Raw genomic sequence first — 23,599 nt, forward strand, 5'->3', positions numbered from 1 at the left:
TACTATACCCCCCAGTATTGCGCCATACGCCAGCCGCGCGCTGGCATTAATTATTCACCGGGTCATGTACTGACATGGCCTGCCAGGCAACCAGTTTTCAAGGGTTCACAACGTGACTAATGAAATCAGAAAAGATGCTGAAACGCGCATGGACAAATGTGTTGAAGCGTTTAAAAATCAGATCAGCAAAATCCGTACCGGCCGTGCATCGCCTAGCATTCTCGATGGCATCCAGGTTGAATACTATGGCAGCGCAACGCCACTGCGTCAGGTTGCGAACGTTGTCGTAGAAGATTCCCGCACGCTGGCGATTTCGGTATTCGATCGTTCACTTGGCCCGGCCGTTGAGAAAGCGATCATGGCTTCCGACCTCGGCCTGAATCCGTCTTCTGCTGGCACCGTAATCCGTGTTCCGTTGCCACCGCTGACGGAAGAGCGCCGTAAAGACCTGATCAAAGTGGTTCGTGGCGAAGCTGAGCAGGGTCGTATCTCCGTACGTAACGTGCGCCGTGATGCTAACGACAAACTGAAAGCGCTGCTGAAAGATAAAGCGATCAGCGAAGATGAAGAACGTCGCGCTCAGGACGACGTGCAGAAACTGACTGACAACTTCATTAAGAAAGTGGACGTCGCTCTGGCAGAGAAAGAAGCGGAGCTGATGGAGTTCTAATCAGCCTGTTAAATAGTGCGTCGCAGGGAATCTGTGGGCTTGCCCTCTTTTTCCGGCGGCGCTTTATTTTATGGTTATACAAGGAATGGGTGAAGGCTAGCCCCTCTGGGTAGTAAACAATTTTTTTGCTGTGTATATGCCTGCGACTGTCGTGACTGTGATCGATAGCAGAGATATATCATGGTAATCGCCTCAGACTCGTGTACCTTCCTGTCATCAAATCCGGTTATTCAGAGCATTTTTAATGAAGCAACTGACAATTCTTGGTTCCACTGGCTCTATTGGCGTCAGTTCGCTGGCAGTCATTAAAGCCAATCCCGATAAATTTGCCGTACGCGCGTTATCCGCCGGGTACAACGTCAAGTTGATGCTGGAGCAGTGCCTCACTTTCCAACCCGCCTATGCCTCAATGGCTGATGAAGCCTCAGCAACTGCTCTGCGCCAGCAGTTGGCGGAATATGGTTGTAAAACGGAAGTGCTGGCTGGCGAGCAAGCCGCGTGTGACCTTGCTGCATTGGATGGCGTCGATCAGGTCATGGCCGCGATTGTGGGAGCCGCAGGGCTATTGCCAACACTCGCGGCCATTCATGCTGGAAAACAGGTGTTGTTGGCGAACAAAGAATCGCTGGTGACCTGCGGACGTCTGTTTATGGACGCCGTGGCGCAAAGTGGCGCACAGCTTTTACCGATTGATAGCGAACATAATGCGATTTTTCAGAGTTTACCTGAGCAAATTCAGCGTCAATTAGGCTACGCTTCATTGTCGCAGCATGGGGTCGAACGTATTGTTCTGACCGGTTCCGGTGGGCCGTTTCGTGAAACTCCGGTGTCGGCGCTGGCGGGCATGACGCCAGATCAGGCGTGTGCGCATCCAAACTGGTCAATGGGGCGCAAAATTTCGGTTGATTCAGCCACGATGATGAACAAAGGGCTGGAGTATATCGAAGCGCGCTGGTTGTTTAATGCTTCTGCCGAACAGATGGAAGTCATTATTCATCCGCAGTCCGTGATTCACTCGATGGTGCGTTACCGTGATGGCAGCGTTCTGGCGCAGTTGGGATCGCCTGACATGCGTACGCCGATTGCCCATGCAATGGCTTATCCCGAACGTGTGGCATCGGGTGTAAAAGCGTTAGATTTCTGCCAGATTGGCGCGCTGACATTTTTGGCACCGGACTATGCGCGCTATCCTTGTTTACAGCTCGCTATTGATGCCTGTAATCATGGTCAGTCGGCCACCACGGCATTAAACGCCGCAAATGAAATTGCGGTAGCGGCATTTTTGCAGTCGCAGATCCGTTTTACGGATATTGCGTCGGTAAATCGTCATGTTATTGAACAACTTACATTACCAGAACCCACCAGCGTTGATGATGTTCTGTTTATCGACCGCTGGGCCAGACAGGTCGCAACACAGACCCTGACACATTATGCGCGATAGCTGGATAACGCACGCGCGATAGCTAGATAGCGCCGTGGCACAATTTGTTCATGTGCGGTGGAGGTGGTATAGTCTGCGCCACTCAATGGTTGATTATGCGAAAGTTGTTTAATCGACCGTGAAGCTAAGCCGTGATCGTTCACGGCTTTTTTTGCGCTAACGGGGTCTGATGTTACGGAAGGACTGTTGTATTTCTTGCTTGAGGAAATAAGTACGCGTTATGCCGTCCGATAATCAAAAAAATACTAACGATCTGCCACCCGCCGGGCCGCGGCATGTTGCCATTATCATGGATGGCAATGGTCGCTGGGCAAAAAGCCGAGGGAAAATGCGGATTTTTGGCCATCAGGCTGGTGTAAAAGCTGTGCGGCGTTCGGTCAGTTTTGCAGTAAGCCAAGGGCTGGACGCACTGACACTTTACGCATTTAGCAGTGAAAACTGGAACCGTCCGGCGCAGGAAGTTTCCGCACTCATGGAACTGTTTGTTAGAGCGCTGGACAGCGAAGTGAAAAGCCTGCACAAGCACAATGTTCGCTTGCGGGTCATTGGCGATATCGGCCGCTTCAGTCCGCGTTTACAAGAGCGAATCCGCCGTTCAGAAGCACTGACGGAAAAGAATCAGGGGCTCACACTGAATATTGCCGCGAATTATGGCGGCCGTTGGGATATTATTCAGGGAGTACGGCAACTTGCAGAACAGGTGCAGGAAGGCATTCTGCGTCCTGATAGTATTGATGAAGCATCATTATGTCAGTACATCTGTCTGCATGATCTGGCTCCGGTTGATTTGGTGATCAGAACCGGTGGAGAACACCGCATCAGTAATTTTCTTCTGTGGCAAATTGCTTATGCTGAACTTTACTTTACTGATGTCCTCTGGCCTGATTTCGATGAACAAGTCTTTGAAGGTGCGCTGAATGCTTTTGCACAACGCGAGCGCCGCTTCGGGGGAACAACACCTATCGATGCTGATGCATCCTAGGGGGAACTTTTGCTGAAGTATCGCCTGATTACTGCTTTTATTTTGATCCCGATTGTTATTGCAGCGCTTTTCTTGCTGCCTCCTCTGGGATTCACGCTTGTTACGCTGGCTGTCTGTATGCTGGCTGCATGGGAATGGGGTCAGTTGGCAGGGTTTGCCTCTTATGGTCAACGCCTGTGGCTCGCGATCCTGTGTGGTTTCTTGCTGGCGCTGATGCTGTTATCACTCCCGGCCTACCATTATTCCGTCCATATTCCACAAATCAGTATCGCGCTCTGGTCATCACTGGTGTGGTGGGGTGTCGCGCTGCTGTTGGTGCTGTTCTATCCGGCTTCCGCCTCATTCTGGCGTCATTCGCGTACATTGCGACTGGTATTCGGTATCATGACGATCGTGCCGTTTTTCTGGGGCATGGTCGCGCTTCGCCATTACAATTACGCGATTAACCCATTTGCAGGCGCTTGGTGGCTGCTGTACGTCATGCTGCTGGTGTGGGGCGCGGACAGCGGTGCCTACATGTTCGGTAAACTGTTTGGTAAGCGTAAGCTCGCGCCAAAAGTCTCACCGGGCAAAACCTGGGAAGGCTTTCTCGGTGGCCTGGCAACCTCCGCGCTCATTTCCGTGCTGTTTAGCCTGTATGCGCCCTTAACGATAGCGCCATCGACGTTGTTGATTTGTTCTATCGCCGCTGCGTTGGCCTCGGTGCTGGGTGATTTGACGGAAAGTATGTTCAAACGCGAGGCGGGCATCAAAGACAGTAGCCATTTGATTCCGGGGCACGGTGGCGTGCTCGATCGTATCGACAGCCTGACTGCTGCGGTTCCTGTGTTCTCTTGCCTGATGCTGCTGCTGTTTAAAGTGGCTTAGAATAAAGCGGTAGAGCTATTTATGCTGAGTTTTCTCTGGAATCTTGCCGCGTTTATCATCGCACTGGGTGTGCTGGTCACTGTCCATGAATTTGGGCATTTCTGGGTAGCGCGCCGCTGTGGTGTGAAGGTCGAACGCTTCTCCGTCGGTTTCGGACGCGCGCTATGGCGTCGTCGCGATCGCACCGGTACAGAATTCGTGATTGCGCTGATCCCGCTTGGCGGCTACGTGAAGATGCTGGATGAGCGTGTCGATACGGTCGCGCCAGAATTCCGTCACCAGTCATTTAACAGTAAAACGGTCTGGCAGCGTGCGGCTATTGTTAGCGCGGGTCCGATTGCCAATTTCCTGTTTGCCATTGTGGCGTACTGGCTGGTGTTTATTCTCGGCGTACCGGGAGTGCGTCCGGTAGTGGGTGAAATACTGCCCAACTCCATTGCGGCGCAGGCGGAAATGTCGGCAGGAATGGAACTAAAGTCCGTTGACGGTATCGAAACGCCTGATTGGGATACTGCGCGTCTGGCGCTGATCGGTAAAATCGGCGGTAGCGAGGTGGTGATCGGAACCGCACCGTTAGGCTCTGACCGTGTTGTCCAGAAAACGCTGGATTTGCGCGAGTGGCAGTTTGAGCCTGATAAGCAAGATCCCGCCGCCTCGCTCGGGATTATTCCGCGTGGTCCGCAAATTGAGCCGGTACTGCATCAGGTGCAGGCTGGGTCGGCGGCGGAAAAAGCAGGTTTGCAAGTCGGAGATAGGATCGTTAAAGTCGACGGGCAGGTGCTAGCGCAATGGCGTGATTTTGTTATCGCCGTGCGTGACAACCCTGGGCAATCTATTGCGCTGGAGGTGGAGCGGAACGGTGCAACAGTACCGTTGACGTTAACGCCAGACAGCAAATCTGTGGGGAGTGGCAGAGTTGAAGGGCTGGCGGGCGTTATGCCAAGTGTGACGCCACTGCCTGAAGAATACAGAACTGTGCGCCAGTATGGGCCGTTTAGCGCAATCTACCAGGCAACAGATAAAACCTGGCAACTGATGAAATTGACCGTCAGTATGTTAGGGAAACTGGTTATGGGTGATGTTAAGCTGAACAACCTGAGTGGTCCCATTTCGATTGCTCAGGGTGCAGGAATGTCAGCAGATTATGGATTGATTTATTACCTGATGTTTTTGGCCTTAATTAGCGTCAATTTGGGGATCATCAATCTGTTCCCTCTGCCGGTATTGGATGGTGGACACCTGCTCTTTCTTGCAGTTGAAAAGCTGAAGGGTAGGCCGGTTTCTGAGCGTGTGCAGGACGTTAGCTATCGCATTGGTACAGTGTTGCTGATGTTGTTAATGGGACTCGCACTTTTCAATGATTTCTCTCGTCTCTAGGCGCGGGATTAGGTTAGGAAAAACGCATAACAACGATGGCGATCAAAAAGTTGCTCATAGCGTCGCTGCTGTTCAGCAGCGCAACCGTATACGGTGCAGACGGGTTCGTAGTGAAGGACATTCATTTCGAGGGCCTGCAAAGGGTTGCCGTCGGGGCGGCATTACTTAGTATGCCAGTCCGCGTTGGTGATACCATCGGTGACGATGATATCGGTAACACCATCCGTGCCTTGTTTGCGACCGGAAATTTTGAAGATGTTCGCGTCCTGCGCGATGGCGAAACGCTGATTGTGCAGGTGAAAGAACGTCCAACCATCGCCAGCGTCACGTTTTCCGGCAATAAGTCTGTTAAAGACGATATGCTGAAAGAGAACCTTGAGGCCTCCGGCGTGCGCGTCGGTGAAGCGTTGGACCGCACTGCGCTCACCAGCATCGAAAAAGGACTGGAAGATTTCTACTACAGCGTGGGTAAGTACAGTGCATCGGTTAAAGCCGTTGTCACGCCACTTCCACGTAACCGTGTAGACCTGAAACTGGTCTTCACGGAGGGCGTTTCCGCCAAGATCCAACAGATTAATATTGTCGGTAACAAAGCGTTCAGCTCCGACGAATTGATCTCCCGTTTCCAACTGCGTGATGAAGTGCCGTGGTGGAACGTGGTCGGCGATCGTAAATACCAGAAACAAAAACTGTCTGGCGACCTGGAAACCCTTCGGAGTTTCTATCTGGATCGCGGCTATGCGCGTTTCAACATCGATTCTACTCAGGTGAGCCTGACGCCAGATAAAAAAGGTATCTACATCACCATCAATATGACGGAAGGCGAGCAGTACAAGCTGTCCGGCGTGACGGTGAAAGGCAATCTGGCTGGCCACTCTGCGGAAATCGAAGGACTGACGAAGATTGAACCGGGTGAACTCTACAACGGGACGAAAGTGACCCGGATGGAAGAGGACATCAAGAAACTGCTGGGTCGTTATGGCTATGCCTATCCGCGCGTGGTAACGCAGCCGGAAATTAATGATGCAGACAAGACGGTGAGATTAAACATCAACGTTGATGCTGGTAACCGTTTCTATGTGCGTCATATCCGCTTTGACGGCAACGACACGTCGAAAGACGCCGTTCTGCGTCGCGAAATGCGTCAGATGGAAGGTGCCTGGTTAGGCAACGATCTGGTTGAACAGGGCAAAGAGCGTCTAAACCGACTGGGCTTCTTTGAAAGCGTTGATGTGGAAACGCAGCGCGTTCCCGGCGTCGCCGATCAGGTTGATGTCACGTATAAAGTCAAAGAGCGTAATACAGGGACATTCAACTTTGGTGTCGGTTTCGGTACAGAAAGTGGCGTGAGCTTCCAGGCTGGGGTTCAGCAGGACAACTGGCTGGGAACGGGTAACTCCGTGGGTATCAGCGGGACGAAAAACGACTACCAGACGTATGTCGAATTGTCACTGACCGACCCGTACTTTACCGTCGATGGCGTTAGTCTCGGTGGCCGCATCTTCTATAACAAATTTGAGGCCTCTGACGCCGATTTGTCCGACTATACCAACGTGAGCTACGGCGTTGGCAGTACCCTAGGCTTCCCGATTAACGAGAATAACTCACTGCGTGTCGGTCTGGATTATGTCCATAACGATCTGTCGGATATGAGACCGCAGGTGGCGATGTGGCGTTATCTGGATTCCGTCGGAGTTAATCCATCTGTGGTTGAAGAAGGTAATAAATCTAGCGCTGACTTCAAAGCGAACGATTTCTTCCTGAATACCGGGTGGTCGTATAACAATCTGGATCGCGGTTACTTCCCGACGAAAGGGACACGTGCGTCCGCGAATGCCAAGATCGCTGTGCCAGGCTCGGATAATGAATATTACAAGCTGACGTTTGATTCGGCGAGCTACTATCCATTGACCGAGAGTGGAAAATGGGTCGTGATGGGTCGTACGCGTGCGGGCTTTGCAGATGGCATCGGTAGTAAAGAAGTGCCGTTCTACGACAACTTCTATGCGGGTGGTTCCAGCACGGTGCGTGGCTTCCAGTCAAACACCATTGGTCCTAAAGCCGCGTATTATAAGTGCCCTGCGAGTCTTGTAGGTTCTGGCTCAGGTTCTTATTCTTCTTGCCCGATTGATTCAAGTAATCTGGATGACGCGGTGGGCGGTAATGCGATGGCGGTGCTGAGCGCGGAACTGATCGTGCCGACGCCGTTTATCAGCGACAAATACGCGAGCTCCGTGCGTACTTCCTTCTTTGTCGATGGTGGTACGGTGTGGGATACCAACTGGGAGAATACGGCTGAAACACTGAACGCAGGCGTGCCGGATTACAGCAAAGCGAGCAACTTCCGTGTTTCCAGCGGTATCGCATTGCAATGGATGTCTCCGCTTGGGCCATTGGTCTTCTCCTATGCCCAGCCGGTTAAAAAGTACGATGGAGACAAGTCGGAACAATTCCAGTTTAACATTGGCAAAACCTGGTAGTGTGACGTCAATAGGTTGTATGCAGGGAATGTCGCATCGTTGTTCATGGACATGAATGGTTGGACATAAACCGTTCATGTCATGGCGCGATGCCCATAATTAAAGTGTTAAGACACAAATAGGTTAGGTTGAGGAGTTTATAGTGAAAAAGTGGTTATGTGCCGCAGGCCTCGGTTTAGCATTGGCTGCTTCAGCCAGCGTTCAGGCTGCTGATAAAATTGCCGTTGTTAACGTCTCCAGCATTTTCCAACAGCTGCCGCAGCGTGAAACCGTTGGCAAACAGCTGGAAAACGAGTTCAAAGGCCGTGCTTCTGAACTGCAATCTATGGAAAACGATTTACAGGCCAAGATGCAGAAGTTGCAGCGTGATGGTTCTACCATGAAAGCGAGCGATCGCAGCAAAATGGAGAAGGATGTCATGGCACAGCGTGAGCAGTTCTCTACCAAAGCGCAGGCTTTTGACCAGGACAACCGCCGTCGTCAGATGGAAGAACGCAACAAAATCCTGAGCCGTATTCAGGATGCCGTGAAAGCGGTTGCAACCAAAGAAGGCTATGATGTTGTGATTGACGCTAACGCTGTTGCGTATGTCGCCAATGCGAAAGACATTACTGCCGATGTGCTGAAACAGGTTAAATAAACCATGTATTCAATTCGACTGGATGCGTTAGCTCAACAGTTGGATGCACAATTACACGGTGATGGCGATATCGTCATCACCGGTGTTGCTTCTATGCATTCGGCAAAAACTGGGCAAATTACGTTTCTTTCCGACAGTCGTTACCGTGAGCAACTGGCTGGGACGCAAGCGTCAGCAGTCGTGCTGACGGAAGCGGATTTACCTTACTGTCAGGTTACTGCGCTGGTAGTGAAGAATCCCTACCTTACCTATGCGCGCATGGCGCAACTGCTGGATACCACGCCGCAACCGGCCACTGACATTGCGCCGAGCGCGGTTATTGCGCCAGACGCGACGCTGGGTCAGCAGGTGTCCGTTGGTGCAAATGCCGTCATTGAATCTGGTGCACAGCTGGGCGATGGTGTTGTTATTGGTCCCGGCTGCTTTATCGGTAAAGATGCCCGTATTGGCGCGGGTACCCGTTTGTGGGCAAATGTCACGATTTATCACCGCGTTGAGCTGGGTGAGCATTGCCTGATTCAGTCGGGAACGGTTATCGGCTCAGACGGTTTTGGCTATGCCAACGATCGCGGTAACTGGGTGAAGATCCCGCAGTTAGGAACGGTCAGAATTGGCGACCGAGTTGAGATCGGCGCAAGCACGACCATCGATCGTGGCGCGTTGGATGATACGGTCATTGGCAATGGTGTTATCATTGATAACCAATGTCAGATTGCGCACAACGTCGTGATTGGCGACAATACCGCGGTAGCGGGTGGCGTCATTATGGCGGGGAGCTTAAAAATTGGTCGTTATTGCATGATCGGTGGTGCCAGCGTCATTAACGGGCACATGGAAATCTGCGATAAAGTGACGGTAACGGGAATGGGGATGGTCATGCGACCAATCACAGAACCTGGGGTATACTCTTCGGGCATTCCTTTGCAACCCAACAAAGTATGGCGTAAAACCGCAGCGCTGGTGATGAATATTGATGAGATAAGCAAACGGTTGAAAGCCGTTGAACGAAAAGTCGATAACGTTTAATCACTCGCGTTTTTATTTGCGGCCTGCCTGAAGACACCTAATTTAGGGTCTGTGCAGGCCGTGTTGTTGATGGCATCAGTTTTTATGGACAGGAAGAGTATTTTGACTACTGACACTCATACTCTGCATATTGAAGAGATTTTAGAACTATTACCGCACCGTTTCCCATTTTTACTGGTTGATCGGGTACTGGATTTTGAAGAAGGGAAGTTTCTGCGGGCGGTGAAAAACGTCTCTTTCAACGAACCCTTCTTCCAGGGCCATTTCCCGGGCAAGCCAATTTTCCCCGGCGTGCTGATTCTGGAAGCGATGGCTCAGGCTACGGGTATTCTGGCGTTTAAAAGCGTGGGTAAGCTGGAGCCGGGTGAGCTGTACTATTTCGCCGCTGTTGACGAAGCGCGCTTTAAGCGCCCTGTACAGCCAGGCGATCAAATGATCCTTGAAGTTGAATTCATCAAAGAGCGTCGTGGCGTTGCACGCTTTAAAGGTGTTGCCAAAGTTGATGGCGAAGTGGCCTGCGAAGCGTCAATGATGTGTGCTCGCCGTCGGGAGTCCTGATAACGTGATTGATCAAACCGCCTTTATTCACCCAAGTTCGATTGTTGAAGACGGTGCCATTATTGGCGCTGGCGTTCATATTGGCCCGTTCTGCTATATCGGTTCTCAGGTTGAGATCGGTGCGGGTACGGTGCTGAAATCACATGTCGTCGTCAATGGCGTCACTAAAATTGGTCGCGATAACGAAATCTATCAGTTCACGTCAATTGGTGAAGTGAATCAGGATCTCAAATATGCAGGGGAACCAACCTGCGTTGAGATTGGCGATCGTAACCGCATCCGTGAAAGCGTCACGATTCATCGCGGCACAACGCAGGGCGGTGGGTTGACTAAAGTCGGTAGCGATAATCTGTTGATGATCAATACGCATATCGCGCACGACTGCGTGGTGGGCAATCGCTGTATTCTGGCGAATAATGCAACGTTGGGCGGCCACGTTTCTGTCGATGATTTTGCGATTATCGGCGGGATGACGGCGGTACATCAGTTCTGCATTATTGGTGCTCACGTCATGGTGGGTGGATGCTCCGGCGTGGCGCAAGACGTGCCGCCGTATGTTATCGCGCAAGGTAACCATGCCACGCCGTTTGGCCTGAATATTGAAGGCCTGAAGCGTCGTGGTTTCGAGAAAGAGACCCTGCACGCGATCCGTAACGCGTACAAACTGCTCTACCGCAGCGGTAAAACGCTGGACGAAGTGAAACCGGAAATTGAAGCACTGGCAGCGGAATACCCTGCTGTACAGGCGTTTACCGATTTCTTTGCCCGTTCTACTCGCGGCATCATTCGTTAATCCATGTCATCGCGTCCTTTGACTATCGGGCTGGTCGCCGGGGAAACTTCCGGCGACATCCTTGGCGCGGGCCTGATCCGAGCGCTAAAAGAAAAGATGCCTGATGCACGGTTTGTTGGCGTTGCCGGGCCGCGTATGCAGGCTGAAGGTTGTGAAGCCTGGTACGAGATGGAAGAGCTGGCCGTCATGGGCATTGTTGAAGTGCTTGGGCGGCTTCCTCGCCTGCTGAAAATTCGGCGGGATTTGACCCAACGTTTCAGCGAACTTCAGCCCGATGTCTTCGTGGGGATTGATGCACCTGATTTCAATATCACGCTGGAGGGTAACCTCAAGCAGCTCGGCATCAATACCATTCACTACGTCAGTCCGTCCGTGTGGGCATGGCGTCAAAAGCGCGTTTTCAAAATAGGTAAAGCGACCAATTTGGTGCTGGCCTTTTTGCCTTTTGAAAAAGCGTTTTACGATCGTTTCAATGTACCTTGTCGCTTTATCGGCCACACGATGGCTGATGCAATGCCATTGCACCCCGATAAGCTGGCGGCGCGTGCAACATTGGGTATTGCGCCAGAAGCGCACTGTCTGGCGCTGCTGCCGGGTAGCCGCGGCGCAGAGGTGGAAATGCTTAGCGCGGATTTCCTCAAGACCGCTGTGCTGCTGCGCCAACATTTTCCCGATCTGGAAATTGTCGTTCCGCTGGTGAACAGCAAACGGCGTGAACAGTTTGAGCAGATCAAAAGCACTGTGGCTCCCGATTTACGCGTACATCTGCTGGATGGTCAGGCGCGAGAAGCCATGATTGCCAGTGATGCGGCGCTATTGGCATCCGGTACGGCAGCGCTGGAATGCATGTTGGCAAAATGCCCGATGGTGGTGGGTTATCGCATGAAACCCTTTACCTTCTGGTTGGCACAGCGTCTGGTCAAAACACAGTGGGTGTCGTTGCCGAATTTGCTGGCTGGGCGCGAACTGGTAACGGAACTGCTTCAGACCGACTGTTCACCTGACAAGCTGGCCGCCGCGCTATTGCCGCTGTTCGCAGATTCGGATAAAACGGCTGCGCTGCGTACGACATTTGTGGATTTGCATCAGCAGATTCGCTGTAACGCTGATGAGCAAGCGGCTCAGGCGGTACTGGAATTAGTCAAGCCGCATTCATAAACCCCTATTCGTAAGACCATGTTAATAAAGCCATGAGTGAGTTATTTATCTATCCGCAGGCGACCTGTATCGCTGGCGTTGATGAAGTGGGGCGCGGCCCTCTGGTTGGCGCAGTGGTGACGGCCGCGGTGATTCTTGACCCGACTCGGCCAATTGTCGGGCTGGCGGATTCCAAACAACTGAGTGAAAAACGTCGGTTGGCGCTCTATGATGAAATCAAAGAGAAAGCGTTGGCGTGGAGCCTTGGTCGAGCAGAGCCAGAAGAGATTGATCAACTGAATATCCTGCATGCAACCATGTTGGCCATGCAACGTGCGGTGGCTGGGTTGGCAGTCGTGCCTGATTTTGTTCTGATTGACGGCAACCGTTGTCCGGCGCTGCCGATGCCCGCTCAGGCGGTGGTTAAAGGGGATAGCCGCGTGGCAGAAATCAGCGCGGCTTCGATTATGGCGAAAGTGACGCGTGATCGTGAGATGGTCGAGTTGGATCAACGCTTCCCCGCTTATGGTTTTGCCCAACACAAAGGCTATCCAACGGCTTTTCATCTGGAGAAACTGGCCGCACTGGGTGCCACTGAGTTTCACCGTCGGAGCTTCGCGCCAGTCAAACGCGCATTAGGGCTGGCGTAAAACATCATCATTCACTCTCGGTGTGGCGTGCGCACGTAGTCGTGCCTGCCATGCTGACTAATCGATAAGTTCTGGGATCTGGATATGGCCGAACCACGTTTTGTTCACCTGCGTGTTCATAGTGACTATTCCATGATCGATGGGCTGGCCAAAGTCGGTCCGCTGGTAAAAAAAGCGGCGGCACTCGGCATGCCAGCGCTGGCGATTACCGATTTTACCAACCTATGCGGGCTGGTTAAGTTCTATGGCGGCGCGCATGGTGCGGGCATCAAGCCGATTATCGGCGCAGACTTTTCTGTCGAAAGCGACGAATTAGGGGATGAACTCGCCGCCCTTACGGTTCTGGCGATGAACAATACGGGCTACCAGAACCTTACTCTGCTGATTTCCCATGCTTACCAGCGAGGTTATGGCGCGGCGGGGCCAACCATTGATCGAGATTGGCTTGTTGAATACCAAGAAGGGCTTATTTTACTGTCTGGCGGTCGCCGGGGTGATGTTGGCCGATTCTTGCTACGTGGCAACCAGACGCAGGCCGAGCAGTGTCTGGCGTTTTATCAGGAACACTTTCCTCAACGTTATTACCTAGAACTGACCCGCACGTCACGCCCCGACGAAGAAAGCTATTTGCATGCAGCCGTCGAGCTGGCGACAAAGCACGGGTTGCCTGTGGTCGCGACCAATGAAGTGTGTTTTATCAGCACTGATGATTTTGACGCTCACGAAATCCGCGTGGCTATCCACGATGGCTACACGCTTGATGACCCCAAACGCCCGCGTAATTACAGCCCACAGCAGTACATGCGTACCGAAGAGGAAATGTGCGAGCTCTTTGCGGATATCCCCGAAGCGCTGGCGAACAGCGTTGAAATTGCCAAACGCTGTAACGTAACGATTCGTCTGGGGGAATATTTCCTGCCTAAATTTCCGACGGGCGACATGAGTACCGAAGATTTTCTGGTTGAGTGTTCGAAAAAGGGGTTGGAGGAACGCCTCGAATTCCTGTTCCCTGACCCAGAAGAGCGGGCTGCGCGGCGACCAGAGTATGATGAGCGTCTGGATATTGAGCTGGGCGTTATCAACCAGATGGGATTCCCCGGCTACTTCCTGATCGTAATGGAGTTTATTCAGTGGTCGAAGGATAACGACGTGCCTGTTGGGCCGGGGCGTGGTTCCGGTGCTGGGTCGCTGGTGGCCTATGCGTTGAAAATCACCGATCTGGATCCATTGGAATTCGACCTGCTGTTCGAACGCTTCCTCAATCCTGAACGTGTTTCCATGCCCGACTTTGACGTTGATTTTTGTATGGAAAAACGCGACAAGGTCATCGATCACGTCGCGGAAATGTACGGGCGTGATGCGGTATCGCAGATTATCACCTTCGGTACGATGGCGGCGAAAGCGGTGATTCGTGACGTCGGGCGCGTGCTTGGGCACCCTTATGGATTTGTCGATCGTATTTCAAAACTGGTGCCGCCCGACCCGGGCATGACGCTGGAAAAAGCCTTTGCCGCTGAACCGCAATTGCCGGAAATTTATGAAGCCGATGAGGAAGTTAAGGCTCTCATTGATATGGCGCGCAAACTCGAAGGGGTAACGCGTAACGCCGGTAAACATGCAGGTGGGGTGGTGATATCCCCCACCAAGATTACCGATTTCGCGCCGCTGTACTGTGATGCTGAAGGGAATCATCCGGTTACCCAGTTCGATAAGAACGACGTGGAATATGCCGGGCTGGTGAAGTTTGACTTCCTAGGTCTGCGTACGCTGACCATCATCGACTGGGCGCTGGGGATGATTAACGCCCGCCGCGCGAAGCAGGGGCAGGAACCGATTGACATCGCGGCGATCCCGCTTGATGACAAGAAAAGTTTCGATATGCTGCAACGCTCGGAAACCACCGCGGTATTCCAGCTTGAATCACGCGGCATGAAAGATCTGATCAAGCGGCTGAAGCCCGACTGCTTTGAAGATATGATCGCGCTGGTGGCGCTGTTCCGTCCGGGTCCACTGCAATCTGGCATGGTGGATAACTTTATTGACCGTAAACATGGTCGTGAAGCGATCTCCTATCCTGACATCGAATGGCAGCACGAATCACTCAAGCCCGTGTTGGAACCGACCTACGGCATTATCCTGTATCAGGAACAGGTTATGCAGATCGCTCAGGTCCTGTCTGGCTATACGCTAGGCGGCGCAGATATGCTACGCCGTGCGATGGGTAAGAAAAAACCGGAAGAGATGGCCAAACAGCGGTCCGTCTTTAAAGACGGGGCGGAGCGGATGGGCGTCGACGGTGAACTGTCGATGAAAATCTTCGATCTGGTGGAAAAATTTGCTGGTTACGGCTTTAATAAATCTCACTCTGCCGCTTATGCACTAGTGTCTTACCAGACGCTGTGGCTGAAAGCGCACTATCCGGCTGAATTCATGGCGGCGGTCATGACAGCTGATATGGACAATACGGATAAAATCGTCGGGCTGGTTGATGAATGCTGGCGGATGGGGTTAAAAATCCTGCCTCCTGACATCAACAGTGGGCTGTATCACTTCCATGTGAATGACGATGGCGAGATTGTTTACGGCATCGGCGCAATTAAAGGCGTGGGTGAAGGCCCAATTGAGGCCATCATTGAGGCACGCAATCAAGGCGGTTATTTTAGAGAGTTGTTTGACCTCTGTGCGCGTACCGACATTAAAAAGCTGAACCGACGCGTGCTGGAAAAGCTGATTATGTCCGGAGCATTTGACCGCCTTGGGCCGCATCGTGCTGCGCTAATGAATTCATTGGCTGATGCGCTTAAAGCTGCCGATCAGCATGCGAAAGCGGAAGCCATTGGTCAGGTGGATATGTTCGGTGTGCTGGCAGAGGCGCCTGAGCAGGTTGAGCAATCTTACAGCACCGTGCCGCCGTGGCCGGAGCAGGTGGTGTTGGATGGGGAGCGGGAAACGCTGGGGCTGTACCTGACCGGCCACCCGATCACACAATATATTAAGGAAATCGAACGTTATGCCGGTGGCGTGCGTTTGAAAGATATGCACCCGACGGATCGGGGTAAAATGACCACTGCCGTAGGGCTGGTGTTGGCAGCTCGCGTCATGGTAACCAAGCGGGGTAACCGCATTGGTGTCTGTACGCTGGACGATCGTTCCGGTCGGCTTGAGATCATGCTGTTTACCGATGCATTGGAAAAATATCAGCATTTACTTGAGAAAGACCGTATCCTTATCGCCAGTGGACAGGTCAGCTTTGATGACTTCAGCGGCGGGCTTAAAATGACCGTCCGAGAGTTAATGGATATCAGTGAAGCGCGGGAAAAATACGCGCGCGGGCTTGCTATCTCGCTGACTGACAGGCAAATTGATGACCAGCTATTAAACCGTCTCCGTCAATCGTTGGAACCCCATCGATCGGGGACGATCCCAGTGCATCTCTATTACCAGCGTGAAGATGCGCGCGCCCGACTACGTTTCGGCGCAGCATGGCGTGTAACGCCTGCCGATGCGCTACTGAACGCGCTGCGCACATTAGTGGGTAATGAGCAGGTGGAACTGGAATTTGACTAATATAGGAATACTATGAGTCTGAATTTTCTTGATTTTGAGCAGCCGATTGCAGAGTTGGAAGCGAAAATTGACTCGCTGACCGCAGTCAGCCGTCAAGACGAAAAATTGGATATTAATCTGGACGAAGAAGTCCAGCGCCTGCGTGAGAAGAGCGTTGAATTGACGCGTAAAATCTTCGCTGATTTGGGCGCCTGGCAGGTTGCGCAATTAGCGCGCCATCCGCAACGTCCTTATACGCTTGATTATATTAAGCACATCTTTACTGACTTTGATGAATTGGCTGGCGATCGCGCCTATGCCGATGACAAAGCCATCGTCGGTGGGATTGCCCGTTTGGATGGGCGTCCGGTGATGATCATTGGTCATCAGAAAGGACGTGAAACCAAAGAAAAAATTCGTCGTAACTTCGGCATGCCGGCACCGGAAGGCTATCGCAAAGCGCTGCGCCTGATGGAAATGGCCGAGCGCTTCAAGATGCCGATCATTACCTTTATCGATACGCCGGGCGCCTATCCGGGCGTTGGCGCGGAAGAGCGCGGTCAGTCTGAAGCGATTGCGCGCAACCTGCGTGAAATGTCGACGCTGCGTGTGCCAATCATCTGTACCGTTATCGGTGAAGGTGGCTCCGGTGGTGCGTTGGCTATCGGCGTGGGCGACAAGGTCAACATGTTGCAGTACAGCACCTACTCGGTTATTTCACCGGAAGGCTGTGCATCTATCCTGTGGAAGAGTGCGGATAAGGCACCGCTGGCGGCGGAAGCCATGGGCATTATCGCGCCGCGTCTGAAAGAGCTAAAGCTGATCGATACCGTGATACCGGAACCGCTGGGTTCGGCGCACCGTAACGTCCCAGCGATGGCTGAGTCGCTGAAAGCGCAGTTGCTAGCTGATCTGCTCGACCTCGACGGCCTGACGGAAGAAGAACTGCTGAACCGCCGTTACCAGCGTTTGATGAACTATGGTTACTGTTAAGTACAGTGGCTACTGCTGATAAGGAGATTGTCTGATTGATTGCAGTATTATCAATCAGGCAATTCTGGCGTTACTCTGAAAATCCGTTGTCAGAAATGACAGCGGATTTTTTGCTATAAGGGGGTGAAGCATGCTGAAGCTGCTTGATGTCCATCACATTGCGGTGATTGCCTCTGACTATGAACACAGTAAGGCATTTTATTGTGATGTACTGGGGTTTACGTTGAACCATGAGGTCTACCGTGAACACCACTGAATCTGATGATGGATTACTTGACGATAGATTGCTCCAGACGATCACGGCGCAAACGATCGGATGCAGGTCGATCCTGCTGGCTTACAGCGGCGGTCTGGATTCTAGCGTATTGTTACATCTGCTGGTGGCGGTTCGCCAGCGTTCTGGGCTGGCTATTCGCGCGGCTTACATCCATCACGGCTTAAATCCGCGGGCAGATAGCTGGGCTGAACATTGTCGTCAACAGTGTGAACGCTGGCAGGTGCCATTTGCCTCGCTGTCGGTGACGGTTGAGACGCAGAACGGTGGTATTGAAGCGGCGGCCAGAACGGCGCGTTATCAGGCGCTGCAAGCGCATCTGCAAGAGGGGGAAACCCTGCTGACGGCGCAGCATCTTGATGACCAGAGTGAAACTTTTTTACTGGCGCTTAAACGCGGCAGCGGGCCTGCCGGATTGTCGGCCATGGCGGCACACAGTACGCTGGGTCATCATCGTCTCATTCGTCCGCTGCTGGGTTTTTCTCGTTTGCAGTTGGAAGCGTATGCGCAGCGGCATCAGCTGCAGTGGATTGAAGATGACAGCAATCAGGATGAGCGTTTCGATCGCAATTTTCTACGCCGCCAGATTTTACCGCGATTGACGCAGCGCTGGCCGCATTTCTCTTCCGCCGTAGCGCGTAGCGCCGAGCTGTGCGCCGAGCAGGAACAACTGCTGGATGAGTTGTTGGAAGAATCATTGCAGGCGTTATGTCAGCCGGATGGGGCGCTGAGTATTGACGGTCTGGTGCCGCTAAGCTCGGTGCGTCGTTTTGCGCTACTGCGTCGCTGGCTGGCGCAGCAGGGGGCGGCCATGCCGGCGCGTGAGCAGCTACAACGACTCTGGGATGAGGTGGCGACGAGCCGCCAGGATGCGGAGCCTGTATTGCAACTGAATCAGCAGCAGATCCGCCGTTTCCGTCAGCATCTCTATCTGCTGCCGCTGATGACGTCGTTACAAGACTGCATTTTGCCGTGGCAGCCGACGTCACGTCCGCTGTCGCTCCCTGACAATCTTGGCACGCTGCTGTTGGCCGATAGTGGGATGGCGATTCGCGCGCCGGAAAACGGTGAAGCGGTGAGTATCCGCTTTTCGACCCGTGGAACCGTGCATATTGTCGGCAGAATCCACGGGCGGCAAATCAAGAAACTTTGGCAGGAATTGGGTGTTCCGCCCTGGTGGCGCGACCGGACGCCGTTGGTATTCTACAACGAACAGCTAATTACGGCCGTGGGACGATTTGTCACGTGGGAAGGGCAGGTAAGAGAACATCAGCCCGTGTGGCACATTGTTTGGGAAAAATAAGGTTTGGGAAAAAAGCTGAGGGAAAAGCCAGAGGCTAGCGCTGAAATAAAAACGGACAACCAGCGTTGTCCGTTTTGGAAGCGTTTTTTCAGCATTTGCTGCTGAATGAAAGGAGAAGCCAGTCAGGATTCGCTGACGACAATCTTCCCGATTTCAGGGTGACTGAAACTGACGATGTGGTCGAGGCGCAGTTCGCGCGTTGCACCGGAGGCTTCGATCACCAGATATTCGACCTGCTTACGGGAGATCATGTCACTGGCTTTACCGGTTACAACTTCACCATTGCGTAGTTCCAGCGTCAGCGTTAGATTCTGCTGACAAGTGGCTTCCAGGCTGTCGTAATCATCACAGTTGATGGGTTGATATTCATTACTCATTGACATAGTCACTCACCAATAAGTTAGCGGCGGCAAAAGCGGCCTGTTCCCTGACGGAGGATGGCAGCGCATCATTTGCGGCAATGCCATCCAGGGTTTTCAAAACACAACCCAGCGAATCGGGTATATAGCCCAGATCGCCGCTGGCGATCTCTGCGTATAAGCGACGTACTAATTCACAGTATTCTTGCACTATATCCTCCCTTGAAAGCTTAGCTCGGTAGATATTCATGCATCATCACCTGTTGCGGTGCGCGATGTTGTAAGCCTACGAAGATAAACTCTATTTATCAAACCGACTATAGCATAGGCACTAACAGGATATCAGTAGTCCTTAGAGGCCTAATCTACCAGTTACGTCGCAGATATCACCTTTACTGTGAGGATGGCGCTAACTCAAGTAAACTAAAGGGATTAACGACGAGGTTACTGATGGCATTAAAAGCAACGGTTTACAAAGCAGCGATCAATATTGCTGATATGGATCGGAATTTTTTTCACGACGCGAACCTGACGATAGCGCAGCATCCGTCAGAAACGGAACAGCGCATGATGCTGCGGCTTTTAGCGTGGATTTGTCATGCTGATGAAAACCTGCGCTTTACCAAAGGGCTCAGTGCCGATGACGAACCGGAAATCTGGCGGCGCAACGATACGATGGAACTGGAGTTGTGGATTGAGCTGGGCCTGCCGGATGAAAAGCGGCTTAAGAAAGCCTGCAACCAGTCGCGCGCCGTGGTGCTATACGCGTACAGCGAGCGTGCGGCGCAGGTTTGGTGGAGTGCAATATCAAGTAAGGTTTCTGGGTACAAGAATTTGGCTATCCGTTTTTTAGATGATAGCCAGTTGGCTCAGCTTGCCGGACTGGCCGCACGCACGATGGCGTTGCAGGCAACGATACAGGAAGGCACGATCTGGTTGTCTGACGATAAGAATAGTCTGGAAATCGCATTTTCTGAGTGGAAAATTCCTCAGACTCAGGGATGATAACAGGCTGGATACATTCCAGGGCATTGAGTCAGAACGATAAAAACAGGGCAGAGACGGCAGGACAATAATGATGAAAAAACTGGCTATCGGTGTGCTGTTGATTGCAGGGGTTTCTGGGTTGATCGGGTGCCATACTCGCTCACAAGTTCAGGAAGAACCCCTTAAACCAATGGCACAGAGTTATCGTGGCGTTTTACCCTGCGCGGACTGCGGAGGGATTGATACGTCGCTGTTTTTGGAAAAAGACGGGACTTTTGTGTTGCGAGAGCAGTATCAGACAACGCGAGCAGGTAACAACACGTTTGCTTCCTATGGGCAATGGCGACGTACCGCTGATAAGCTGGTATTGACGGATAGTGCAGGAGAAAAACGTTACTTCCGCCCGATTGATAAGGGGCTGGAAATGCTGGATCAGCAAGGGCTTCCCATCAACTCCTCTCTTCCTCGTCAACTGACGACAACCGAGCAGGCATTGCCGGATACGCCGATGTCGATGAAGGGCATATACCGCTATCTGGCCGATGCTGCGACGTTCTCTGATTGCGCCACGGGTAAAACGTTTGTGGTGGCAAGCAATGCTGTGCTGCAAAGGATGTACCTCCGTACGACGGTGTCGGCGGGTGAACCGGTGCTGGTTTCCTTTACCGCGCATTTTGCCGTGATTCCATCGATGGAAGAAGGGCAGATGGTGAAAGCGGTGGTTCCCAACAGCAGTGATAACGCTCGTATGCGAGCACGGGCAAACTGCGATACACAGATAGATTAATGCAGCTTTAAAAATAAAAGGCACTGATTTCAGTGCCTTTTTGGTATCGGTTATGCGTTAGAGCATTTTCTTGAGCTGATAAAGCCAGTCCAGCGCCTGACGTGGCGTGAGCGCATCAGGATCGATGGCTTCCAGCGCTTCGATTGCCGGAGACGGCTCATCATTGCTCAGCAGCGCCAACTGTGCCCCATCGATATGGCTGGATGACGCATTATTCGATAACGTTTCCAGCTCCTTCAGTTTCTGGCGTGCGCGTTTAATCACTTCTTTCGGTACGCCAGCTAGAGCGGCGACGGCAAGACCATAACTCTTGCTGGCTGCGCCATCCTGTACGCTGTGCATAAAGGCAATGGTATCACCGTGTTCGCGCGCATCTAAATGCACGTTCACCACGCCTTCCATTTTTTCCGGCAGAGTGGTCAGTTCAAAGTAGTGCGTGGCAAACAGCGTCATCGCTTTGATGCGGTTCGCCAGATTTTCGGCACAGGCCCAGGCCAGCGATAGGCCGTCGTAGGTTGAGGTTCCACGGCCGATTTCGTCCATCAATACTAGGCTGTTTTCCGTGGCATTGTGCAGAATATTTGCCGTTTCTGTCATTTCCACCATGAAGGTAGAGCGGCCAGAAGCCAGATCGTCGGCGGCACCCACACGAGTGAAAATACGATCGACGGGGCCAATGACCGCCTGATCCGCAGGCACAAAGCAGCCGATATGCGCCATCAGCACAATCAGTGCAGCCTGACGCATATAGGTACTTTTCCCGCCCATGTTGGGGCCGGTGATAATCAGCATACGACGCTGTGGTGCTAGCGATAGGGGGTTCGAAATAAACGGCTCACGAAGCACCTGCTCAACGACGGGGTGACGACCGCTTGTGATTTTGATGCCGGGCTTATCGCTCAGCGTCGGGCAGACGTAATTCAGCGTATCGGCACGTTCGGCCAGATTCGTCAGAACGTCCAATTCTGCCAACGCGGCGGCGCTTTGCTGAAGCTCGGCCAGATGAGGCAACAGCAGATCGAAAAGCTCATCATAGAGCGCTTTTTCCAGCGCCAGTGCCTTGCCCTTCGAGGTCAGAACCTTGTCTTCGTACTCTTTCAGCTCGGGGATGATATAGCGTTCGGCATTTTTTAGCGTCTGGCGGCGTACATAGTGGATCGGCACCAGATGGCTTTGGCCACGGCTGACCTGAATGTAATAGCCGTGTACGCCGTTGAAGCCGACTTTTAGCGTATCGAGCCCCAGTTTTTCGCGCTCGCGAATTTCCAGACGATCCAGATAATCGCTGGCACCGTCAGCCAGCGCGCGCCACTCATCCAGTTCCGCGTTGTAGCCTGGCGCGATGACGCCACCGTCACGAACCAGCACGGGCGGCGCTTCGACAACCGCGTGTTCCAGCAGGTCTCGTAGTTCATCAAATTGCCCAATCAGGTTGACTAAACGGCGAACGGAGTCAATATCCAGCGGTGCAAGCTGCTCACGAATATCGGGAAATTGCTGGAAAGCGTGGCGCATACGTGCCAGATCGCGCGGGCGTGCCGTGCGCAATGCGAGTCGCGCCAGAATACGTTCCAGATCGCCGACCTGTCGCAGATAGGGTTGCAGATCGGGCGTGATGTCCTGCAACGCGCTAATGGCCTGCTGGCGCTGTTTTAGTGCATCAATATCGCGGCTGGGCATATGAATCCAGCGCTTCAGCATTCGGCTGCCCATTGCTGTTACGGTGCAGTCCAAGACGGCAGCCAGCGTATTTTCCACGCCACCGGACAGATTCTGCGTCAGTTCAAGGTTACGTCGGGTGGCCGCATCCATGATGATGCCGTCCTGCTGGCGCTCCATGGTAATCCCACGGATATGCGGCAGCGAGGTGCGCTGTGTGTCTTTTACGTATTGCAGCAGGCATCCGGCGGCACGCAGCGCGAGCTTGGCCTGCTCTACACCAAAACCCGTCAGATCGCGGGTGCCAAATTGCAGGTTAAGCTGCTGGCGTGCGGTATCCGGTTCAAACTCCCACAGCGGACGACGGCGTAGCCCATGACGGTTTTCGATCAAATCCATGGATTCGAAGGATTCAGGGTAGAGTAATTCTGCCGGGTTGGTGCGCTGTAATTCGGCCGCCATGGTTTCCCGATCAGCAGGTTCACTGACACGAAAACGCCCTGAGCTGATATCCAGAGTGGCGTAGCCAAATCCCCGACTATCCTGCCAGATTGCGGCCAGCAGGTTATCCTGCTTTTCCTGCAATAGCGCTTCGTCGCTGATGGTGCCGGGGGTGACGATACGCACGACTTTACGTTCTACCGGGCCTTTGCTGGTGGCGGGATCGCCGATCTGTTCGCAGATAGCAACGGATTCGCCCATTTGCACCAGTCTGGCAAGGTAGTTTTCAACGGCATGATGAGGGACGCCTGCCATCGGTATCGGTTCCCCTGCGGAGGCACCGCGCTTCGTCAGTGAAATGTCCAGCAGTTGGGAAGCCCGTTTGGCATCGTCATAGAACAGTTCGTAAAAATCACCCATGCGGTAAAACAGCAGGATTTCCGGATGTTCAGCCTTTAGTCTAAAGTACTGCTGCATCATGGGGGTGTGGGCAGTGAAATCCTTGTCGGTAGAATCTTTCATATTGATTTTACTCAGTTTTAACGCTTTTGTTCGTTCAGGTGATGGTGCAGGGTTTGATGGTCAACCGTGCTGATGGCGCGTCACCTGAGCCTTGAAATGGAATGCCA

20 protein-coding genes and 1 pseudogene are annotated in these 23,599 nt (G+C 52.8%); 18 read left to right on the top strand and 3 right to left on the bottom strand.

Annotation, left to right across the window (positions count from 1 at the left end):
• Nucleotides 1-112 precede the first annotated feature (112 nt).
• The 16 genes and pseudogenes from frr to tilS all read left to right on the top strand — a co-directional run bounded on the left by frr (nucleotide 113) and on the right by tilS (nucleotide 18,737).
• Nucleotides 113-670, top strand: a complete 558-nt coding sequence (gene frr / locus H0247_RS08590; RefSeq protein ID WP_010296407.1) for a ribosome recycling factor — start codon at nucleotides 113-115, stop codon at nucleotides 668-670.
• 244 nt (nucleotides 671-914) lie between these two features.
• Nucleotides 915-2,111: a 1-deoxy-D-xylulose-5-phosphate reductoisomerase gene (gene ispC / locus H0247_RS08595; protein ID WP_180742180.1), complete on the top strand. Its 1,197-nt coding sequence runs from the start codon at nucleotides 915-917 to the stop codon at nucleotides 2,109-2,111.
• Between the two features lie 220 nt (nucleotides 2,112-2,331).
• Complete coding sequence (gene ispU / locus H0247_RS08600) at nucleotides 2,332-3,093, top strand: (2E,6E)-farnesyl-diphosphate-specific ditrans,polycis-undecaprenyl-diphosphate synthase (RefSeq protein WP_180742181.1); 762 nt, start codon at nucleotides 2,332-2,334, stop codon at nucleotides 3,091-3,093.
• Nucleotides 3,094-3,102: 9 nt separating this feature from the next.
• A complete protein-coding gene (gene cdsA / locus H0247_RS08605) occupies nucleotides 3,103-3,960 on the top strand; it encodes a phosphatidate cytidylyltransferase (RefSeq protein ID WP_180742182.1) in 858 nt (285 codons plus the stop codon).
• 21 nt (nucleotides 3,961-3,981) lie between these two features.
• A complete protein-coding gene (gene rseP, locus H0247_RS08610; RefSeq protein WP_180742183.1) occupies nucleotides 3,982-5,337 on the top strand; it encodes a sigma E protease regulator RseP in 1,356 nt (451 codons plus the stop codon).
• Between the two features lie 35 nt (nucleotides 5,338-5,372).
• On the top strand, nucleotides 5,373-7,817 hold the full coding sequence (gene bamA / locus H0247_RS08615) for an outer membrane protein assembly factor BamA (RefSeq protein WP_180742184.1): 2,445 nt from the start codon (nucleotides 5,373-5,375) through the stop codon (nucleotides 7,815-7,817).
• Between the two features lie 142 nt (nucleotides 7,818-7,959).
• Entirely contained in the window at nucleotides 7,960-8,457 is a 498-nt protein-coding gene (skp, locus tag H0247_RS08620; RefSeq protein WP_180742185.1) for a molecular chaperone Skp, read from the top strand.
• A gap of 3 nt (nucleotides 8,458-8,460) precedes the next feature.
• On the top strand, nucleotides 8,461-9,483 hold the full coding sequence (gene lpxD, locus H0247_RS08625; RefSeq protein WP_180742186.1) for a UDP-3-O-(3-hydroxymyristoyl)glucosamine N-acyltransferase: 1,023 nt from the start codon (nucleotides 8,461-8,463) through the stop codon (nucleotides 9,481-9,483).
• Between the two features lie 84 nt (nucleotides 9,484-9,567).
• Nucleotides 9,568-10,041 (top strand): 3-hydroxyacyl-ACP dehydratase FabZ, encoded by a 474-nt coding sequence (gene fabZ, locus H0247_RS08630; protein ID WP_172644777.1) that lies wholly within the window; start codon nucleotides 9,568-9,570, stop codon nucleotides 10,039-10,041.
• A gap of 4 nt (nucleotides 10,042-10,045) precedes the next feature.
• Nucleotides 10,046-10,834, top strand: coding sequence for an acyl-ACP--UDP-N-acetylglucosamine O-acyltransferase (gene lpxA, locus H0247_RS08635; protein ID WP_180742187.1), 789 nt, complete (start codon nucleotides 10,046-10,048; stop codon nucleotides 10,832-10,834).
• A 3-nt stretch (nucleotides 10,835-10,837) separates the two neighbouring features.
• Complete coding sequence (gene lpxB / locus H0247_RS08640) at nucleotides 10,838-11,992, top strand: lipid-A-disaccharide synthase (protein ID WP_180742188.1); 1,155 nt, start codon at nucleotides 10,838-10,840, stop codon at nucleotides 11,990-11,992.
• A 32-nt stretch (nucleotides 11,993-12,024) separates the two neighbouring features.
• The gene (rnhB, locus tag H0247_RS08645) at nucleotides 12,025-12,621 is read left to right on the top strand and encodes a ribonuclease HII (protein ID WP_180742189.1); all 597 of its coding nucleotides are present in this window, start codon (nucleotides 12,025-12,027) and stop codon (nucleotides 12,619-12,621) included.
• A gap of 84 nt (nucleotides 12,622-12,705) precedes the next feature.
• Nucleotides 12,706-16,188 carry a DNA polymerase III subunit alpha gene (gene dnaE / locus H0247_RS08650; protein WP_180742190.1) on the top strand — a complete coding sequence of 1,161 codons (3,483 nt, stop codon included), beginning with the start codon at nucleotides 12,706-12,708 and terminating at the stop codon, nucleotides 16,186-16,188.
• A 12-nt stretch (nucleotides 16,189-16,200) separates the two neighbouring features.
• Complete coding sequence (gene accA / locus H0247_RS08655; RefSeq protein ID WP_012773645.1) at nucleotides 16,201-17,160, top strand: acetyl-CoA carboxylase carboxyl transferase subunit alpha; 960 nt, start codon at nucleotides 16,201-16,203, stop codon at nucleotides 17,158-17,160.
• A gap of 130 nt (nucleotides 17,161-17,290) precedes the next feature.
• Nucleotides 17,291-17,407, top strand: a pseudogene (locus tag H0247_RS08660) (VOC family protein); the annotation flags it as partial.
• Nucleotides 17,391-18,737, top strand: coding sequence for a tRNA lysidine(34) synthetase TilS (gene tilS, locus H0247_RS08665; protein ID WP_180742191.1), 1,347 nt, complete (start codon nucleotides 17,391-17,393; stop codon nucleotides 18,735-18,737). The pseudogene H0247_RS08660 and the gene tilS, both read left to right, overlap by 17 nt.
• A gap of 122 nt (nucleotides 18,738-18,859) precedes the next feature.
• Here tilS and rof read toward each other — a convergent pair whose 3' ends face one another.
• A complete protein-coding gene (gene rof / locus H0247_RS08670; RefSeq protein ID WP_180742192.1) occupies nucleotides 18,860-19,120 on the bottom strand; it encodes a Rho-binding antiterminator in 261 nt (86 codons plus the stop codon).
• Nucleotides 19,107-19,307 (bottom strand): YaeP family protein, encoded by a 201-nt coding sequence (locus H0247_RS08675; RefSeq protein ID WP_010285748.1) that lies wholly within the window; start codon nucleotides 19,305-19,307, stop codon nucleotides 19,107-19,109. The genes rof and H0247_RS08675 overlap by 14 nt, the downstream gene beginning before the upstream one ends.
• 239 nt (nucleotides 19,308-19,546) lie before the next feature.
• Between H0247_RS08675 and H0247_RS08680 the strand changes: the two genes are divergently transcribed.
• Both H0247_RS08680 and nlpE read left to right on the top strand, forming a co-directional pair.
• Nucleotides 19,547-20,101 carry a YaeQ family protein gene (locus H0247_RS08680; RefSeq protein ID WP_180742193.1) on the top strand — a complete coding sequence of 185 codons (555 nt, stop codon included), beginning with the start codon at nucleotides 19,547-19,549 and terminating at the stop codon, nucleotides 20,099-20,101.
• 73 nt (nucleotides 20,102-20,174) lie between these two features.
• A complete protein-coding gene (nlpE, locus tag H0247_RS08685) occupies nucleotides 20,175-20,870 on the top strand; it encodes an envelope stress response activation lipoprotein NlpE (RefSeq protein WP_180742510.1) in 696 nt (231 codons plus the stop codon).
• 57 nt (nucleotides 20,871-20,927) lie between these two features.
• Here nlpE and mutS read toward each other — a convergent pair whose 3' ends face one another.
• A complete protein-coding gene (gene mutS, locus H0247_RS08690) occupies nucleotides 20,928-23,492 on the bottom strand; it encodes a DNA mismatch repair protein MutS (protein WP_180742194.1) in 2,565 nt (854 codons plus the stop codon).
• Between the last annotated feature and the right edge of the window lie 107 nt (nucleotides 23,493-23,599).

This window comes from Pectobacterium sp. CFBP8739, assembly GCF_013449375.1.
Lineage (GTDB): Bacteria > Pseudomonadota > Gammaproteobacteria > Enterobacterales > Enterobacteriaceae > Pectobacterium.

What these genes read in the sequence shown, in the direction of transcription:
- lpxD (WP_180742186.1), top strand. Translation starts at nt 8,461, where the DNA reads ATGTATTCAATTCGACTGGATGCGTTAGCTCAACAGTTGGATGCACAA.
- fabZ (WP_172644777.1), top strand. Translation starts at nt 9,568, where the DNA reads ATGGACAGGAAGAGTATTTTGACTACTGACACTCATACTCTGCATATT.
- nlpE (WP_180742510.1), top strand. Translation starts at nt 20,175, where the DNA reads ATGAAAAAACTGGCTATCGGTGTGCTGTTGATTGCAGGGGTTTCTGGG.
- lpxB (WP_180742188.1), top strand. Translation starts at nt 10,838, where the DNA reads ATGTCATCGCGTCCTTTGACTATCGGGCTGGTCGCCGGGGAAACTTCC.
- bamA (WP_180742184.1), top strand. Translation starts at nt 5,373, where the DNA reads ATGGCGATCAAAAAGTTGCTCATAGCGTCGCTGCTGTTCAGCAGCGCA.
- mutS (WP_180742194.1), bottom strand. Translation starts at nt 23,492, where the DNA reads ATGAAAGATTCTACCGACAAGGATTTCACTGCCCACACCCCCATGATG.
- H0247_RS08680 (WP_180742193.1), top strand. Translation starts at nt 19,547, where the DNA reads ATGGCATTAAAAGCAACGGTTTACAAAGCAGCGATCAATATTGCTGAT.
- rseP (WP_180742183.1), top strand. Translation starts at nt 3,982, where the DNA reads ATGCTGAGTTTTCTCTGGAATCTTGCCGCGTTTATCATCGCACTGGGT.
- rnhB (WP_180742189.1), top strand. Translation starts at nt 12,025, where the DNA reads ATGAGTGAGTTATTTATCTATCCGCAGGCGACCTGTATCGCTGGCGTT.
- dnaE (WP_180742190.1), top strand. Translation starts at nt 12,706, where the DNA reads ATGGCCGAACCACGTTTTGTTCACCTGCGTGTTCATAGTGACTATTCC.
- ispC (WP_180742180.1), top strand. Translation starts at nt 915, where the DNA reads ATGAAGCAACTGACAATTCTTGGTTCCACTGGCTCTATTGGCGTCAGT.
- tilS (WP_180742191.1), top strand. Translation starts at nt 17,391, where the DNA reads ATGAGGTCTACCGTGAACACCACTGAATCTGATGATGGATTACTTGAC.
- ispU (WP_180742181.1), top strand. Translation starts at nt 2,332, where the DNA reads ATGCCGTCCGATAATCAAAAAAATACTAACGATCTGCCACCCGCCGGG.
- rof (WP_180742192.1), bottom strand. Translation starts at nt 19,120, where the DNA reads ATGTCAATGAGTAATGAATATCAACCCATCAACTGTGATGATTACGAC.
- accA (WP_012773645.1), top strand. Translation starts at nt 16,201, where the DNA reads ATGAGTCTGAATTTTCTTGATTTTGAGCAGCCGATTGCAGAGTTGGAA.